This window comes from Streptomyces sp. NPDC090021, from assembly GCF_044748225.1.
Lineage (GTDB): Bacteria > Actinomycetota > Actinomycetes > Streptomycetales > Streptomycetaceae > Streptomyces.
In genome coordinates, this window is record NZ_JBIVFO010000007.1 from 153494 (window position 1) to 168844 (window position 15351).

Genomic DNA, 15351 nt, shown 5'->3' on the forward strand with positions numbered 1-15351 from the left:
TCCCGTGGGGGGATCTGTCCATATGGGCGCTTCTTTGCGCGCCGTGCGCGCGCTCGTCCTGCTCGCAGGCTTCTACCTGCTCGGCGTCATCCTGCTCGCCGCCCTCGTCGGCATCGACTTCGCCGTCGTCACCTGGCTGCACGGCCCGGCCGCCTTCAAGATCATCATCGTGTCGGTCGTCCTCGCCGTCCCGATCGTCCGTGGCCTGTTCATGCTCCGCACCCCCAAGGGCGAGCCGCCGGCCGGTGTCACCGTCACCGAGGCGCAGGAGCCCGTGCTGTGGCAGACCGTACGCGAGGTCGCGCAGCAGGTCGGCACCCGCGCCCCCGACGAGATCGTGCTGATCGACGAGGTGAACGCGGCCGTCGCCGAGGACGCCCGGCTGCTCGGCCTGCGCCCCGGTACCCGCCGCCTCTACCTCGGCCTGCCCCTGATGACGGGCCTGGACGAGATGCAGCTGCGCGCCGTACTCGCCCACGAGATGGGCCACTACGCCAACTTCGACACCCGTCTCACCCCGCTGATCGCCCGCGGCCGCGCCCAGCTGATCCGTACGATCGACCACTTCCACGAGCGCGCCGACAACAAGGTCGCCAAGGAGCGGGCCCGCCAGGAGAAGCGGGACGAGAAGCGGCTCGCCAAGGGCAAGGGCGCCAAGGGCGTCGACACCGCGGGCCAGGGCGCGACGTACCGCGCCATGGCCAAGATCTACAGGGCGTACGGCAACTTCTACATGCGGGCCACCCACACCGCCGGCCGCCGCCAGGAGCTCGCCGCCGACCTCGCCTCGGTGCGCGTCGCCGGCCGCGACTCCGCCGCCTCGGCGCTGCGCGAGCTGAACGCCCTCGACTCCGCGCACGGCTTCTACATGAGCTCCTACGCCACCCTCGGCGTCGGCGCCGGTCTGCTGCCCCGCCCCGGCGAGGTCTTCGGCGGCCTGCGCAAGCTGCTCGACGCCCGTGCGGAGGAGCTGGACGGGCTGCGCCGGGACCTGTCGACCGAGCCCGCCTCCCCGTACGACTCGCACCCCCCGCTCGCCGAGCGCGTCGCCCGTATCGAGGCCCTGCCCGACGACGGCCGCGCCGGGCAGAGCGCCCGTCCCGCCCTGGCGCTGCTGACCGACGCGGGTGCCGCGCTGGCCGCCCTGGAGCAGGCCGTCCTCACCCCGGAGGCCCTCGGCCTGCGGCGGCTGGACTGGGAGGACCTGGTCCACGAGTCGATGACGCGGTACGTCGGCCAGGGCGCGGAGGAGATCCGTGAGGCCTTCGCCGCCGAGGGCGCGGGCCCGGAGCTGCCCGCCCTCCTCGACGCGGTCGACGCCGACCCGGCGGTGCGCTGGCGCATCGCCGACCGCCTCCCGAAGTCGGAGGAGGCCGCGGCCGCCACGGGCCGCACGGCCCGCGAGTTCGCCCGCCCGGTCGTCCGGCGCGCCCTGAACCAGCTGGTCACCGTGGAGCTGACGGGTCGGGGACACGCCCGCTGGCAGCTGTCGTGGTCCGACTCGGCCTCGCTGCACTACCCGGTCGAGGGCTTCGAGGAGCAGCTCCGCCTGGCCCTGGACGCGGTCGTCGCCGACGTACCCGACACCGAACCCCTGCGGAAGCTGGTGCTTGCCCCGTGATCGGCCTGTACATCCTCGGCGCCATGCTGCTGTTCGGCGCGTTCAAGGTGCTGCGCGGCGTCTACTACATCCGCAAGGCGAAGCGGCTGGAGGCGGAGGTGGCCGCCCTGGAGGGCCGGACCGTGGCCTCCGACGGCCGCACCGCCGCCGCCGAGGCCGAGAAGAAGGCCCGGCAGGCCGCCGCGGTCGTCGCGCTGGGCTTCGTCGCCGAGGAGGACCTCGACACCGACAACGCCCTGCCCGTCCCGCCCGAGCGCAGGGCCGCGCTCGACGCGGTCCGCGGCGGCGACTGGGAGGCGGGAGCCACGTACGTCGAGGCGTGCGGGAAGGACTGGGAGGAGCGCTGGCAGCGGGTCCGCGCCCTGGCCGAGGTGGCGGCCGAGGACGACGCCTGGCTGCTGGCCTGGCGTGCGGCCCGGCCGGCCGACGCGACCGCGGCCCTGGTGAACGCCGACACGGGCGTCCTGGTGGCCTGGAACGTACGGGGCTCCGCGCGGGCCAGCCACACCACCCAGGAGCAGTTCCGGATCTTCCACGAGCTGTTGGCCAAGGCCCAGGAGCAGGCGTGGGAGGCCCAGCGGCTGGCCGATCCCGCGGACCCGGTTCCGTACATGGTGGAGCAGTCCGTCAGCCTGGGCCTCGGGTACCCGCACGAGCAGTACCAGCAGCTGTGGTCGCAGATCACGAAGCGTGACCCGAAGAACCTGTCGGCCCACACCAACGCCATGCAGTACTGGAGCCAGAAATGGCGCGGCTCGCACGAGCGGGCGCTCGCCTTCGCCCGCGCGTGCGCCGCCGGGGCCGAGCCGGGTGAGCTGCTGTCCGCGCTGCCGCTCATCGCCTACGTCGAGCAGGAACTGCACGAGTCGGACCTCAGGCCGGAGACCTTCTTCAAGGAGCCGGAGGTCGCCGCGGCGGTGGAGGCGGCCCTCGTGGACCTGGCGGCGGCCGACCCGGACGACCGGCGGACGGTCCGGCTGCGGCACCTGCTCGCCTGGTTCCTGTTCTGGCAGGACCGGGACGCGGAGGCGGTCGAGCAGTTCCGGCACATCGACGGGTACATCGGGGCGATGCCCTGGTACTACTGGCCGAAGTCCCGCTACGTGCACGCACGGGACTGGGCGGTGCGCGAGGTCACGCCGGGTATGGAACCGTGACAACGCGCGGAGGGCGGGCCGGGGAATCCCGGCCCGCCCTCCGTGCGTTGTCCCTCCCACAAGGAGGGAATCCATGTTCTCGTACCGCCGTACGCCCGAGCTCCCCACCCGCGAGGAGGCCCTGACGGGCCGCGCGGAGCCGCTGTTCGCCCTGCCCGAGAAGCACACCGTGCTGGGCAACCCGCTGGCCGGCCCCTATCCGGCCCACCTGGAGGTCGCCGACTTCGGGCTGGGCTGTTTCTGGGGCGCCGAGCGCAAGTTCTGGCAGACCCCCGGGGTGTGGACCACGCTGGCCGGCTACCAGGGCGGCTTCACGGAGAATCCGACGTACGAGGAGGTGTGCTCGGGCCTGACCGGCCACACCGAGGTCGTCCGCGTGGTCTTCGACCCGGCGCAGGTCTCCTACGCGGCCCTGCTCAAGCTGTTCTGGGAGTCCCACGACCCCACGCAGGGCTTCCGCCAGGGCAATGACGTGGGCACCCAGTACCGCTCGGCGGTCTACACGCACTCCCCCGCCCAGCAGGCGACGGCGGAGGCCTCCCGCTCGGCCTACCAGCAGGTCCTGGGCTCCTCGGGCTACGGGCAGATCACCACAACCGTGCTCCCGGCGGCCGAGCGGCCCTTCTGGCCGGCGGAAGCGGCCCACCAGCAGTACCTGGACAAGAATCCGGGCGGCTACTGCGGCATCGGCGGCACGGGCGTCTCCTGCCCGATCGGCGTGGCCGCGGCCCCCGGGGAGTGAGCGACCCGCTGCTCCCGGACCCGGCGCACGAGCGGCTGACCCGGGTACTGATCAGGACGGGTCGTAGCCGTAGACCCGCTTCGCGTCCAGATGGAGCTCGTACGGGCCCCAGCAGTCCGCGGCGAGCGTGGCCACCCGGGCGCCACAGGGGCAGGCACGGTTGAGTCCGCTGTCTCCTGACGGTCCGCAGCATCCGCCGCTGTTCTCCCAGTCCGGCAGCGGCTGGATGCCCGGCGCGTCCTCGGGGTGGATCACGATGTTGCCGAGCGGCCCGGCAGAGATCATGAGCACCCCTTCGTCACTGCGCCAGGGTCCACGCGGCTGCGCGGGCCCGCCCTCTTCCTGGTCCGGATGCGGCACGTACGGAGCGCCCCAGGGGTCGGTCTCGATCGCGTAGCGCCCCTGCGGCATGGTGGCCGGCGCCAGTCGGCTCCCCTTGTCCCGTTCCTCGTCGTCGGGCGCCGAGGGAACGGCAGGCAGCGGCGTCAGGTCCGGCGTGAGGCTGACGCCGCACTTGGCACACAGGAAGACGGTCATGCTGCCGTTGTAGCCGCCGCGTACACCCCGGCGCATCCTCGATTCCCACCGAGCGGGCTGCTTTCCCGTTCTGGAAAGGACCAGTGCTTGACCCCACCGCAACCAGCTCGGGAGCATCGAACGCGACAGGCGTACGCCGACATGTGGGGGCGAGGATGCTGCGGAAGCTGTCCGGTGACCCGGAGCGCAGGAACGGAATCCCGGCCGCGGTGCTGGAGGAGTACTTCCGTGCTGGGCGGTGAGGAGTTCGGCCGTCTCTTCGAGACCTTCGAGCGGACCGCCTTCCGCCTGGAGACGCTCTCCGTCTACAGCGTGGAGGAGGAGCGCGAGGAGTACGAACGCTTCCTGGCCGGCGGGGACATGGGCCCTGACTGGTACGACAACCCATGGGTGCGGTCGATGACCGACAAGGGCAAGCAGGTCTCACGCGTCCACGTCCTCCGGTCTCCGCTGACCGACTACCTGCGGTACGAACTGGCCGCCTATCCGGGCAACATCGCGGCCGGCGAGACCATCGGAATCATCGACCTGTCAGAGCAGACCGTGACCGGCCTGCCCGATCACGACTTCTGGTTGTTCGACGACCAGGACGTGTACCGGATGCACTACACGCCCGAAGGTGCGTTCACCGGCGCCGACCTGCTTCCTGCCCACTGCCTTGCCGAGTATCAGGACTACCGAGACCGCGCCTTGGCCGAAGCTGTGCCGTTCGCGGACTACCGGGAGCGGCACCACTGACCGCCGACTCGATCGGGAAAGCCCTGCGGGCGCTGCGCGACGCATCCGGACTCACGGGTGACGCGGTGGCCCGCAGGGCTTCCATGTCTGCCGGGAAGCTCTCGAAGATCGAGACCGGCAAGGTACGACCGACCGTCCAGGACGTGGACCTGGTCCTCACTGCCATAGGCGTGAGCGAGGAAGTGGGACGTGTCCCTCGGCCACTACCTGAAGGGCACTGTCTTCCACTCCGTCGCCCTCGTGACGTGCACGCCGAACCGTGCCGCTCCCGACCTGCCCTGCCCCGCCCGTCCGCCCACCGGCCTGCCGGGTCGGCCGGCAGGCGGACGGGCTCAGATCGTCGAGGTGTCGATCACGAAGCGGTAGCGGACGTCGCTGGACAGGACGCGGGCGTAGGCCTCGTTGATCCGGTCCGCGTCGATGACTTCGACCTCCGCGCCCAGGCCGTGCTCCGCGCAGAAGTCCAGCATCTCCTGGGTCTCGGCGATCCCGCCGATCATCGATCCGGCGAGGGTCCTGCGGCCGCCGATGACGGAGAAGAGGTTCAGGGAGACGGGCTCCTCCGGGGCGCCCACGTTCACCAGCGCGCCGTCGACCTTCAGCAGGCCCAGGTACGCGTCCAGGCCGAGCGGGGCGGAGACGGTGGACAGGATCAGGTCGAAGCTCCCGGCGAGCTTCTCGAAGGTGGACTCGTCCTCGGTGGCGTGGAAGTGGGTGGCGCCCAGCCGCCGGCCGTCGGCCTCCTTGCGGAGGGTCTGCGACAGTACGGTGACCTCCGCGCCCAGCGCGTGCGCCAGCTTCACGCCCATGTGGCCGAGGCCCCCGAGGCCGACGACCGCGACCTTCCGGCCCGGGCCCGCCTGCCAGTGCTTCAGCGGCGAGTAGAGGGTGATGCCGGCGCACAGCAGCGGGGCCGCCTCGGCGAGGCCGAGGCCGTCGGGGATGCGGACGGCGTAGTTCTCGTCGACGACGAGACGGGCCGAATAGCCGCCGTAGGTGGGTTCGCCGCTCCGGTCGAGGGCGTTGTAGGTGCCGGTCATGCCCTGTACGCAGTGCTGCTCCCGGCCGGTGCGGCAGTACTCGCACTCGCGGCAGGAGTCGACCATGCAGCCGACGCCCACCCGGTCCCCGACGGTGAACCGGGTGACGTCCGCGCCGACTTCGGCGACGACTCCGGCGATCTCGTGGCCGGGGACCATCGGGTAGATGCCCTCGCCCCATCCGTCGCGCGCCTGGTGGATGTCGGAGTGGCAGATCCCTGCGTACTTGATGTCGATGAGGACGTCGTGCGGGCCGACGGGGCGGCGCGGGACGGTGGTGCGCTCCAGCGGGGCGCCCGGGGCGGGCGCGGCGTACGCGGCGACCCGGGCGTACGGGGCGGCGGTGGCGGTGGCGGACATGGGGTGCGTGCTCCTCGAAGCCGTGGTGTCTGCGGTACGCACCACGCTGCCGGTCCGTCGCGCCGGCACCCATCCCCCTGTGCTTCCTAGGACTGGCGAACCTACTACTGGTGGGGTCAGGCTGACGCCGTCCGTGCGGTGTCCCGCCCGGCGATACTGGGCGGCATGGACCAGCTTGATCAGCGAGCGTGCCTGGGCGAGTTCCTCCGCTCCCGCCGCGCACGGCTGCGCCCGGAGGACGTGGGCCTGACGGACTACGGGCGCCGTCGGCGGGTACCGGGGCTGCGCCGTGAGGAACTGGCACAACTGGCGGGGGTGTCGGTCGCGTACTACACGCGACTGGAGCAGCGCGACGGGCACAACGTGTCGGCGGAGGTGCTGGACGCCATCGCGCGGGCCCTGCGGCTGGACGGCACCGAGCGGGCGCACCTGATGGACCTGGCGCGGCCGAGGGCGCGCAGGCGCCGCCCGAGCCGGCGGCCCCAGCAGGTGCGGCCGGCGCTGCGCACGCTGATGGACGCGATGGACGGTGTACCGGCGTACCTGGTGGGGCACCGTCAGGACGTCATCGGCTGGAACCGGCTGGCGGCGGCGCTCTTCGGGGACTTCGGGGCGCTGCCCGCGGCGGAACGCAACCTGGTCCGGCTGATGTTCCTGGACCCGGCGACCGCCGAGCTCTACGGGGAGTGGGAGTGCCAGGCGTGCTGGGTCGTCAGCAACCTGCGGCTGTACGCGGGCCAGCATCCGGACGACGAGCAGTTGTCGGCGTTGGTCGGGGAGTTGTCGGTGAAGAACGAGGAGTTCCGGCGGCTGTGGGCGGCGCACACGGTGGCGGACAAGACGCACGGGGTGAAGCTGCTGAGGCATCCGCTCGTCGGGGAGATGCGCCTGTCCTTCGAGACGCTGACGCTCCCCGACGATCCGACGCAGGCCCTGGTCACCTTCCACGCGGAGCCGGGCTCGGCCTCCGAGGACGCCCTGCGCCTGCTGGCGTCCTGGGACGCGCAGCGGGTCGCCGAGCAGGCCGCCGGAGCGGCTGCCGAGCACACGGCCGGGCACACGGCCGGGCCGGAGGCCGGGCGCGAGGCCGTCCCGGCAGCCGCTCCGGCGGACGTCGAGCCGGCCGCACGCCTCGGGGCTACGGCCCGGGTCCGGGATGCGGCTACAGCTTGATCTGGTAGATGCCCACGCCACGCTCCCGCCGGTAACCGAGTGCCTCGTTGACCGCCCGCATGGGGCCGTTCTCGTCGGCCACCGTGGTGGTGATGCGGCGCAGCCGCGGGTGGTGGGCGGCGGCCCGCGCGGCCATGTGCGCCTTCACGGCCCGCCCGAGGCCGTGGCCGCGGTGAGCGGGTACGACCACCGTGTCGTACTGGACGGCGCTCGTGCCCTCGGGGTCCGGCAGGACGATCTCCGTGTACGCCGCGACCTCGCCCCCGGGGGTGACCGCCGCCACCGTCGTCATCTCGCCTCCCCGGTCGAGGACCACCTGCTGCAGGGCGTGCAGCCGCTCGGGCGTCCAGGTCTGGATCCGCTCGTCCATGTCGCCGGTCGGCGCGTCCTCCATGGCCGCGTGGGCGGCGGCCGCGGCCGGCGCCCACGCGGCCGGGACGAGGCCGTGCCAGGTCAGGAGCTCGTAGCCGGGCGTGACCGGGGCCGGGGCCGGTACGGGCACGTCGGCCTGGAGCTCCTGTGTGTACCAGGCCATCGGCAGGACGTTCTCGAAGCCCATCGCCTCCGCGAAGGCCTGGCCGGGGCCGCCGAGGTCCAGCATGGCCGCGACCGAGGTCCGGCCGCGCGCGAGCAGTTCCTCGCGGACCCGCTCCCACAGGGCGGTGCCGACGCCCCGGCGCCGCGCCCCGGGGCGTACGGTCAGCACGTCCAGGAACGCGGTGTGCGTGTTGCCCTCCTCGGTGAACAGGAGCAGGCCGGCCACCCCGTCACTCCCCTCCCGGCTCCCGTTCGCGCCGGCCGTCCACAGCACGGGCCGGCCGCGTACCGGCGTCACGCGCAGCCGTCCGGCGACCTCCACCCGGGAGGGCGGGGGCAACTGGGGCAGGTCGACGGCCGCGGCCGCGGTGAGGACCGCCAGCCAGGCGTCCACCTCGGTGTCGGACGGGGGCAGGGCGAGCGAGTGGATCATCATGGCCCCGACCTTAGGGACTGCCCCGGCGCGCCGCCCGGAGGTTTTCGGCCACCGTGCGCCGCTGCGTCGAACGGCGGGAACGCCGAACGGCGGGGAACCGTGGGGTTCCCCGCCGTTCGCGGTCGTACGGGCCGGCGGTGGCCGGCCGTGCCGGTGTCAGGCGGCCGAGCCGGCCTTCCAGTCGGCCCAGCTCATGTTCCAGCCGTTGAGGCCGTTGTCCGGCTTGATGGTCTTGTCCGGGGAGTTGACCACCGTGACAACGTCGCCGATGAGGGAGTTGTCGTAGAACCAGGCGGCCGGCTGGTTGGGGTCGCCGGCGCCCTTGACGTCGTTCAGGCCCACGCAGCCATGGCTGGTGTTCGCGCTGCCGAAGATCGAGTCCGCACCCCAGTAGTTGCCGTGCAGGAAGGTCCCGGAGTTCGACAGTCGCATGGCGTGCGGCACGTCCTTGATGTCGTACTCGCCCTTGCCGTCGGCGTCCGTGAAGCCCACGGTGGCGCCGTTCATGCGGGTCTCCTTGAACTTCTCGGAGATCACCATCTGGCCGTTGTAGGTCGGGGTGGCCGGGGCGCCCGCGGAGATCGGGATGGTCTTGATGACCGCGCCGTCCCGGGTGACCGTCATCTTCTTCGTCTTCGCGTCGACCGTGGAGACCTGGCTGCGGCCGATCTTGAAGGTGACGGTCTTACTCTGGACGCCCTGGACGCCGGGAGCGCCCTGTACGCCGTCCAGCGCCAGCTTCAGCGTGACGGTGGAGCCCGCCTTCCAGTACTGCTCGGGGCGGAAGTCCAGGCGCTGGGCGCTGAACCAGTGCCCGACGACCTCCTGGCCGCTGCTGGAGGAGACGGTGATGCCCGCCTGGACGGCCTTCTTGTCCTTGATCGCCTTGTTGAAGGTGATCGAGACCGGCATGCCGACGCCGACGGTCTGGCCCTCCTCCGGCACGAAGTTGGCCACGAAGCTGTTCTCCGGGGAGACGGTGGTGAAGGAGGCGTTCTCGTGCGCCTCCTTGCCGTCCGCGTCCTTGGCCGTCACCGACAGGGCGTACTTGGTCGAGCGCTTCAGCGCGCCCTTGGGCTTCCAGCTCTTGCCGTCGGCGGCTATGTCGCCGGCCACGGCCGTGCCCTCGCTCGTCTTCAGCTCGACCTGGGTCAGTGTGCCGTCGGCGACGGCGACGCCGGCCGCGTCGTTGAGGCCGACGTTGGTCGCGCCGTCCTCCGGGGTTATCGTGATCTTGGCCTTCGAGGTGTCCTTGGCCGCTGCCGCGTCCACGTCCGCCTGGGACTTGCTGGCCTCCCCGTTGCCCTTCGGGTCCCCGCCGCCCTCGTCGTTGCACGCCGAGAGCACCAGTACGCCGCCGAGCACGACGGATATGGCCGCCAGGGACCTTCTCCGCCGCTTGCTGTCCGTCCTCACACGCCACTCCATCGTTGCCGGAAACCCCGAGACCGCCGTCCCGGGGTTGGCCCGCCAGGGGGACACAGCCCCCCGCCTGGTCCTGACAACGCGTTAACGGCGTCGGCCGGTTCCACATTCCGTTCGGATGTGGGCAACCACACGGTCAGGCGTTGTCGGGTTCTTCGTCGAAGTCCCCATCTTCCTCGTCGAGGTCCCACTCCATCGACTCGGGGTCGTATTCGACGGGCTCGCTGCTCCAGGATGCCTGCGCGAGTTCCACCCCGGGGACGTCCAGGACCAGGTCGGTGGGGTCCACGAGGTAGGCCAGCGCCTCCGATTCGTCCTCCCGGACGGCGGCTTCCGCATGGCTGCGCTCCTCGTCCGGCATGAACTCGTCGGCCTTGATGTGGGCGAGCGCCGCACCCGTGAGCGCCTGGGCGTCCGGTACTTCAAGCACCAGATCCACCCGAAGTCGTACATATCGTGATGTCTCAGAAGGGTTCATACGACGGAGAGTAAGCCCGGGGAGGCCCTGACTTTCCCACGACCCGCCCCTTTCCGTAGCATCACCGCACACGGCCAATTCGCTGCTGCCACAAGGGGGATCGCACCGTGTCCGCACGCCGACCGCTGCTCACCGCTCTCGGAGCGACCACCCTCCTCGCCGCCCTGTGGTTCGTGCCCTCGGCGGGCGCGACCGCCCCGGAAGCGGCGGAGGGGCCCTCCGCCGTCCCCGCGGGCGCGAACACCGCGGAGGCGGCCGACGGAGCGGCTGCCACCGGGACGATCACGGGCTCGGCGCCTTCCGCTTCGGGTGCACGGGCCCAGTCCCTCTCGCTCGCGGACACCGGTTCCGTCGACACCGCCCCCTACCTCCTGGGCGGCACCTTCTGCCTCGGCGTCGGGGCCGCCTTCGTGGCCTTCTCGGTACGCCGCTCCCCCGGCTCGTAGAGCGTCCCCGTACGACGGCGACGGGCCGCCCCGGGAAACATCCCGGGGCGGCCCATCGGTTCGTGCGGCGCGGGCGTCCGTCGTCAGGCGAGCGGACCCGTCACCGGCTCCACCGCGGCGAGCAGCCCGCCCGTACGGACGAACTCGTCGGCGGCGGCCAGGTCGGGGGCGAGGAAACGGTCCGGCCCGGGACCCTGCACGCCCGCCTCGCGGGCGGCGGCGATCGCGGCCAGGCTGGCCGGGGCGGCCGTCAGGCCGTGGCGCAGCTCGATGGCGCGGGTGGCGGCGTACAGCTCGATGGCGATGATCCGCGTCAGGTTGTCGACGGCGGTGCGCAGCTTGCGCGCGGCCGACCAGCCCATCGAGACGTGGTCCTCCTGCATGGCGGAGGAGGGGATCGAGTCGGCCGAGGCCGGCACCGCGAGCCGCTTCATCTCGCTGACCAGGGCGGCCTGCGTGTACTGGGCGATCATCAGACCGGAGTCGACGCCGGCGTCGTCCGCGAGGAACGGCGGCAGGCCGTGGCTGCGGTTCTTGTCGAGCAGCCGGTCGGTGCGCCGCTCGGCGATGGAGCCGAGGTCGGCCGCGGCGATGGCGAGGAAGTCCAGTACGTAGGCGACGGGGGCGCCGTGGAAGTTGCCGTTGGACTCCACGCGGCCGTCGGGCAGCACCACCGGGTTGTCCACGGCGGAGGCCAGCTCGCGCGAGGCGACCAGGGCGGCGTGCGCCATGGTGTCGCGGCCGGCGCCGGCGACCTGCGGGGCGCAGCGCACGGAGTACGCGTCCTGCACGCGCGGCGCGGACTCCTCCTGGAAGTGCCCGGTCAGCCCGGAGCCCTTCAGTACGGCGGCCATGTTGGCGGCGGAGGCGCCCTGGCCGGGGTGCGGGCGGATGGCGTGCAGCTCGGGCCGGAGGACCTTGTCGGTGCCGAGCAGCGCCTCCAGGGTGAGGGCGGCGGTGATGTCGGCGGACTTGTAGAGCCTGTCGAGGTCGGCAAGGGCCATGACCAGCATGCCGAGCATGCCGTCGGTGCCGTTGAGGAGGGCGAGGCCCTCCTTCTCGCGGAGCTCGACGGGCTCGATGCCGTGCTCGGCGAGCAGCTCGCCGGCGGGGCGGACGACGCCGTCGGGACCCTCGGCGTCGCCCTCGCCCATCAGCGCGAGTGCGCAGTGGGACAGCGGTGCCAGGTCGCCGGAGCAGCCGAGGGAGCCGTACTCGTGGACGACCGGGGTGATCCCGGCGTTGAGCACGTCGGCCATGGTCTGCGCCACGGAAGGACGGACCCCGGTGTGGCCGGAGGCGACGGTCTTCAGGCGGAGGAACATCAGCGCGCGGACCACCTCGCGCTCGACGCGCGGGCCCATGCCGGCGGCGTGCGAGCGGACGATGTTGCGCTGGAGCTGGGCGCGCAGCTCGGGACTGATGTGCCGGGAGGCGAGGGCGCCGAACCCGGTGGACACCCCGTAGACGGGTTCGGGCTTGGCGGCCAGCGCGTCGACGATCTCGCGGGCGCGGGCGAGTGCGTCGAGCGCCTCGCCGGACAGCTCGACCCGTGCGTTGCCGCGGGCAACGGCGATGACGTCCTCGGCGGTGGTACCGGACGTCCCCACCACGACAGTGTGCATATCCATATTCAGCACCCTACGGATTGAATCGCTGTATGTCACTAGCTGGAACTGTCACGATCGGGCAGCCGTTGTACCCCTTACGGACACACCCCTTGCGGACCTGCGCGCCGGACCTCCGGGCTCCGGACCTCCGGACCTCCGGGCGTCCGAGCATCCGAGCATCCGAGCATCCGAGCATCCGAGCATCCGAGCATCCGAGCATCCGGGCGCACGGTCACTGTCGGCCGCGGAAGCGCCGCCGCTCCCCCGGAGCCTCCTGGGCGGCGGCGTCCGCCAGCCGCACCACCGCCGTGTCCCGGCCCGCCACCACCGGACCGGCCGAACGGGCCGCCTTCGCCTTGTACTGGGCGGCGTCCGCGAGCCGGAACAGCCGCCTGGAGGACTTCACCGGCCCGATCGGGTCCCCGGTGGAGGCCACCCCGCAGGCCACGCCCTCGCCCAGTTCCAGTTCGGCGGCGCGCGCGCACAGCTCCTCGCCGACCCGGACGACGTCGTCCGCCGACGGGCCGACCCCGACCAGGCAGAACTCGTCGCCGCCCAGGCGTGCCACCAGCGCGCCCGGCAGTATGGCCCCGCACAGGCTCAGCACCGACCCGAACCGCTCCAGCAGCCGGTCGCCCATGGCGTGCCCGAGGGTGTCGTTGACCTTCTTCAGGCCGTTGAGGTCGCAGACGACGAGACTGACGACGACGCCGGTCCGCCGGTGCTCCTCCAGGGCCTCGTCGAGGCGCATGTCGACCGCACGGCGGTTGGCGAGCCCGGTCAGCGGATCGGTGAAGGCGAGCCGCCGCGCCTCCTCCAGGCGCTCGTTCTGCGCGAGGCCGGCCGCGACCACGGCGGCGAGCACGGTGGCGAACTCCGCGTCGTCGCCGTCGAAGTCGGGCAGCCCCTCGTCCCGGGCGACGTACAGCTCGCCCCAGGCCCGGCCGCTGAGTACGACGGGCGCCACCACGCACGTCCCGCGGCCGCGGCGGCGCAGGGCCTCGCCGCGCCGCCCCGGCCGGTCGCCGGCGGCGCTCTCGACCCAGGCGTGCGGGCCGCCACCGCCCACCCACCGCTCGTGCAGGAACTCGGCGATCTCGGGGAAGTCGTGCACCGGGTAGGACTCGTCCTCCGGGAACTCCTCCTCGCCCGCCCGCCGCCCGCCCTCGTTGACGAGCACCCGCAGGCACCCCCGCTCCCGCTCCCACGCGGAGATCGCGGCGAACGAGCCGTCCATCGCCAGGCGCGCACCCCGCGCGGCCGCACGCACACTGTCGCGCGGCGTGCCCGCCGCGGCCATCGCCTGGGCGAGGCCCACCACGGCTCGCAGCCGCCCGTCAGCTCCCATCACCCCAGGTTAGGGAGTTTTGTCAGATTTTGAGACAAATGGCGCGAGTTTCGACGCACCGGAGGCCGCCGCGAGGCGACCCGAGACCCGCCGGGACCGGCCGCCCCGAGGCAGCACGCAGGACCCGAAGCGGCACCCGGGGCCCGAGGCCCCGCCGCGGCCCGGCCGGGCGACCCGAAGCGGCACACAGGACCCGAAGCGGCACCCAGGACCGGAGGCGGGCACCCGGGGCCCGAGGCAGCACGCGGGGCCCGAGGCGGCACCCGGGACCCCGGGGCCCCGCCGCAGCCCAGGCCGGGCGCGCCGCCCGGCCTGGGCATGGCGCGCCGCCCGGCCTGGGCATGGCGGAGCGCCCGGCCTGGGCACGGCGGAGCGCCCGGCCTGGGCACGGCGGAGCGCCCGGCCTGGGCACGGCGGAGCGCCCGGCCTGGGCACGGCGGGGCGCCCGGCCTGGGCACGGCGGAGCGCCCGGCCTGGGCACGGCGGAGCGCCCGGCCTGGGCACGGCGGGGCGCCTACTCCCCCGGCCAGTTCGGCGTGCGCTTCTCGTTGAAGGCCGCCACACCCTCCGCACGGTCACCGGAGAAGGCGACCGTCCGCCAGGCGGCGTCCTCGATCTCCAGCCCGGCCGCCAGATCCATCCCGTGCCCCAGCCGCAGCGCGCGCTTGGCGGCCCGCAGGCCCACCGGCGAGTTGGCAGCCATCCGCGACGCCAGAGCCAGCGCCTCGGCCGTGTCCCGGCCGGCCGGGACCACGGAGTCCACCAGGCCCAGGGAGAGCGCCTCGGCGGCCTCCACCCGGCGCGCGGTGAAGATCAGCTCGGCGGCCCGCGCCGCGCCCACGCGGCGCGGCAGCAGCTGCGTACCACCACCGCCGGGGATCACGCCCACCGAGACCTCGGGCAGGCCGACCACCGCGGTCTCGTCGGCGACGATCACGTCGCAGGCCAGGGCCAGCTCGAAGCCGCCGCCCAGCGCGAACCCGTGCACGGCCGCCACCGTCGGCATCGGCAGCTCCAGCACGCCGCCGTAGGCGCCGCGCGTGGTGGGCCGCTGCCGCACCAACTCGGCGTCCGACAGCGAGTTGCGCTCCTTGAGGTCGGCCCCGACGCAGAAGGCCCGCTCCGCGGCGGAGGACAGCACGACCACCCGTACGGAACGGTCCGCGGCCAGCGCGACGCAGGCCGCGCCGATGGCACGGGCCATGTCGGTCGACACCGCGTTCATGGCCTTGGGGCGGTCCAGGACCAGCTCCGCGACCCCGCCCTCGTGGCGGCGTACCGCCACGAACTCCGACTCGAACTCGGACGTCATAGGACCCTCCCGGTTAACGAACGTTACGTCGGGATAGTAGGCGGGCCGCCCCGCCGTCCGCGACGCCCGGCGCCCGCCCGGCGGCTCCGGAGCCGGACCGCTGCGGGCCCCACGACTTGCGACCGCACCCCGACCGCTCCCCGGCCGCACCCCGGCCGCAACCCGGCCGCACCTTTCGACCCCGCCGGGGCCGGGTGCGTGCCGGGGCGATCCCCGCAGGGCGCCGAACGCACCGCTGCCGCGCTTTCCGGCCCCGAGAACCGTTCGGCGCCCGAGGAGACGCCCCGGCGGGCGCCCGGCCCCACCGAAGCCGGGCTCGCGCCCCCGTCCCGGACCTGCGGGCCCCGCGTACGGGCATCCCGACCGCACCGCACCGCAACGGGCGGGCAGG

The 15351-nt window shown here is 73.1% G+C and carries 14 protein-coding genes and 1 pseudogene; 7 read left to right on the forward strand and 8 right to left on the reverse strand.

The window, feature by feature from the left end; genetic code table 11:
• Positions 1 to 22 precede the first annotated feature (22 nt).
• The 3 genes from ACIPXC_RS07580 to msrA all read left to right on the forward strand — a co-directional run bounded on the left by ACIPXC_RS07580 (position 23) and on the right by msrA (position 3520).
• Positions 23 to 1621, forward strand: coding sequence for a M48 family metallopeptidase (locus tag ACIPXC_RS07580; protein ID WP_401614509.1), 1599 nt, complete (start codon positions 23 to 25; stop codon positions 1619 to 1621).
• On the forward strand, positions 1618 to 2778 hold the full coding sequence (locus tag ACIPXC_RS07585; protein ID WP_401614511.1) for a hypothetical protein: 1161 nt from the start codon (positions 1618 to 1620) through the stop codon (positions 2776 to 2778). The genes ACIPXC_RS07580 and ACIPXC_RS07585 overlap by 4 nt, the downstream gene beginning before the upstream one ends.
• Positions 2779 to 2851: 73 nt before the next feature.
• Positions 2852 to 3520 (forward strand): peptide-methionine (S)-S-oxide reductase MsrA, encoded by a 669-nt coding sequence (msrA, locus tag ACIPXC_RS07590; protein WP_401614513.1) that lies wholly within the window; start codon positions 2852 to 2854, stop codon positions 3518 to 3520.
• 51 nt (positions 3521 to 3571) lie between these two features.
• On the opposite strand, the gene ACIPXC_RS07595 is transcribed toward msrA, so the two are convergent.
• Positions 3572 to 4057 carry a hypothetical protein gene (locus ACIPXC_RS07595; protein ID WP_401614515.1) on the reverse strand — a complete coding sequence of 162 codons (486 nt, stop codon included), beginning with the start codon at positions 4055 to 4057 and terminating at the stop codon, positions 3572 to 3574.
• Positions 4058 to 4285: 228 nt separating this feature from the next.
• Here ACIPXC_RS07595 and ACIPXC_RS07600 point away from each other — a divergent pair, with 228 nt between their 5' ends.
• Together ACIPXC_RS07600 and ACIPXC_RS07605 are read left to right on the forward strand one after the other, a co-directional pair.
• Positions 4286 to 4795 (forward strand): DUF6879 family protein, encoded by a 510-nt coding sequence (locus tag ACIPXC_RS07600; protein ID WP_401614517.1) that lies wholly within the window; start codon positions 4286 to 4288, stop codon positions 4793 to 4795.
• 23 nt (positions 4796 to 4818) lie between these two features.
• Positions 4819 to 4965 (forward strand): annotated as a pseudogene (locus ACIPXC_RS07605) (helix-turn-helix domain-containing protein); the annotation flags it as partial.
• Between the two features lie 162 nt (positions 4966 to 5127).
• On the opposite strand, the gene ACIPXC_RS07610 reads toward ACIPXC_RS07605, so the two are convergent.
• A complete protein-coding gene (locus ACIPXC_RS07610) occupies positions 5128 to 6195 on the reverse strand; it encodes an NAD(P)-dependent alcohol dehydrogenase (protein ID WP_401614519.1) in 1068 nt (355 codons plus the stop codon).
• 165 nt (positions 6196 to 6360) lie between these two features.
• Here ACIPXC_RS07610 and ACIPXC_RS07615 point away from each other — a divergent pair, with 165 nt between their 5' ends.
• Positions 6361 to 7368 carry a helix-turn-helix domain-containing protein gene (locus ACIPXC_RS07615; protein ID WP_401614521.1) on the forward strand — a complete coding sequence of 336 codons (1008 nt, stop codon included), beginning with the start codon at positions 6361 to 6363 and terminating at the stop codon, positions 7366 to 7368.
• Here the strand turns inward: ACIPXC_RS07615 and ACIPXC_RS07620 are convergent.
• The 3 genes from ACIPXC_RS07620 to ACIPXC_RS07630 all read right to left on the reverse strand — a co-directional run bounded on the left by ACIPXC_RS07620 (position 7358) and on the right by ACIPXC_RS07630 (position 10196).
• Positions 7358 to 8341, reverse strand: coding sequence for a GNAT family N-acetyltransferase (locus ACIPXC_RS07620; RefSeq protein ID WP_401614523.1), 984 nt, complete (start codon positions 8339 to 8341; stop codon positions 7358 to 7360). The genes ACIPXC_RS07615 and ACIPXC_RS07620 overlap by 11 nt on opposite strands.
• Before the next feature lie 156 nt (positions 8342 to 8497).
• A complete protein-coding gene (locus tag ACIPXC_RS07625; protein ID WP_401614525.1) occupies positions 8498 to 9769 on the reverse strand; it encodes an Ig-like domain-containing protein in 1272 nt (423 codons plus the stop codon).
• A gap of 133 nt (positions 9770 to 9902) precedes the next feature.
• Positions 9903 to 10196, reverse strand: a complete 294-nt coding sequence (locus ACIPXC_RS07630; RefSeq protein ID WP_401614527.1) for a hypothetical protein — start codon at positions 10194 to 10196, stop codon at positions 9903 to 9905.
• A gap of 155 nt (positions 10197 to 10351) precedes the next feature.
• Between ACIPXC_RS07630 and ACIPXC_RS07635 the strand changes: the two genes are divergently transcribed.
• Positions 10352 to 10690 (forward strand): hypothetical protein, encoded by a 339-nt coding sequence (locus ACIPXC_RS07635; protein ID WP_401614529.1) that lies wholly within the window; start codon positions 10352 to 10354, stop codon positions 10688 to 10690.
• A gap of 83 nt (positions 10691 to 10773) precedes the next feature.
• Here ACIPXC_RS07635 and hutH read toward each other — a convergent pair whose 3' ends face one another.
• The 3 genes from hutH to ACIPXC_RS07650 all read right to left on the reverse strand — a co-directional run bounded on the left by hutH (position 10774) and on the right by ACIPXC_RS07650 (position 14960).
• On the reverse strand, positions 10774 to 12315 hold the full coding sequence (gene hutH, locus ACIPXC_RS07640) for a histidine ammonia-lyase (protein WP_401614605.1): 1542 nt from the start codon (positions 12313 to 12315) through the stop codon (positions 10774 to 10776).
• Between the two features lie 217 nt (positions 12316 to 12532).
• On the reverse strand, positions 12533 to 13648 hold the full coding sequence (locus tag ACIPXC_RS07645; protein ID WP_401614531.1) for a diguanylate cyclase domain-containing protein: 1116 nt from the start codon (positions 13646 to 13648) through the stop codon (positions 12533 to 12535).
• 514 nt (positions 13649 to 14162) lie between these two features.
• Positions 14163 to 14960 (reverse strand): enoyl-CoA hydratase/isomerase family protein, encoded by a 798-nt coding sequence (locus tag ACIPXC_RS07650; protein WP_401614533.1) that lies wholly within the window; start codon positions 14958 to 14960, stop codon positions 14163 to 14165.
• Positions 14961 to 15351 lie beyond the last annotated feature (391 nt).

Coding starts and splice junctions, on each gene's coding strand:
- ACIPXC_RS07580 (WP_401614509.1), top strand. CDS start 23: ATGGGCGCTTCTTTGCGCGCCGTGCGCGCGCTCGTCCTGCTCGCAGGC.
- msrA (WP_401614513.1), top strand. CDS start 2,852: ATGTTCTCGTACCGCCGTACGCCCGAGCTCCCCACCCGCGAGGAGGCC.
- ACIPXC_RS07595 (WP_401614515.1), bottom strand. CDS start 4,057: ATGACCGTCTTCCTGTGTGCCAAGTGCGGCGTCAGCCTCACGCCGGAC.
- ACIPXC_RS07610 (WP_401614519.1), bottom strand. CDS start 6,195: ATGTCCGCCACCGCCACCGCCGCCCCGTACGCCCGGGTCGCCGCGTAC.
- ACIPXC_RS07615 (WP_401614521.1), top strand. CDS start 6,361: ATGGACCAGCTTGATCAGCGAGCGTGCCTGGGCGAGTTCCTCCGCTCC.
- ACIPXC_RS07620 (WP_401614523.1), bottom strand. CDS start 8,341: ATGATGATCCACTCGCTCGCCCTGCCCCCGTCCGACACCGAGGTGGAC.
- ACIPXC_RS07625 (WP_401614525.1), bottom strand. CDS start 9,769: ATGGAGTGGCGTGTGAGGACGGACAGCAAGCGGCGGAGAAGGTCCCTG.
- hutH (WP_401614605.1), bottom strand. CDS start 12,315: ATGCACACTGTCGTGGTGGGGACGTCCGGTACCACCGCCGAGGACGTC.
- ACIPXC_RS07645 (WP_401614531.1), bottom strand. CDS start 13,648: ATGGGAGCTGACGGGCGGCTGCGAGCCGTGGTGGGCCTCGCCCAGGCG.
- ACIPXC_RS07650 (WP_401614533.1), bottom strand. CDS start 14,960: ATGACGTCCGAGTTCGAGTCGGAGTTCGTGGCGGTACGCCGCCACGAG.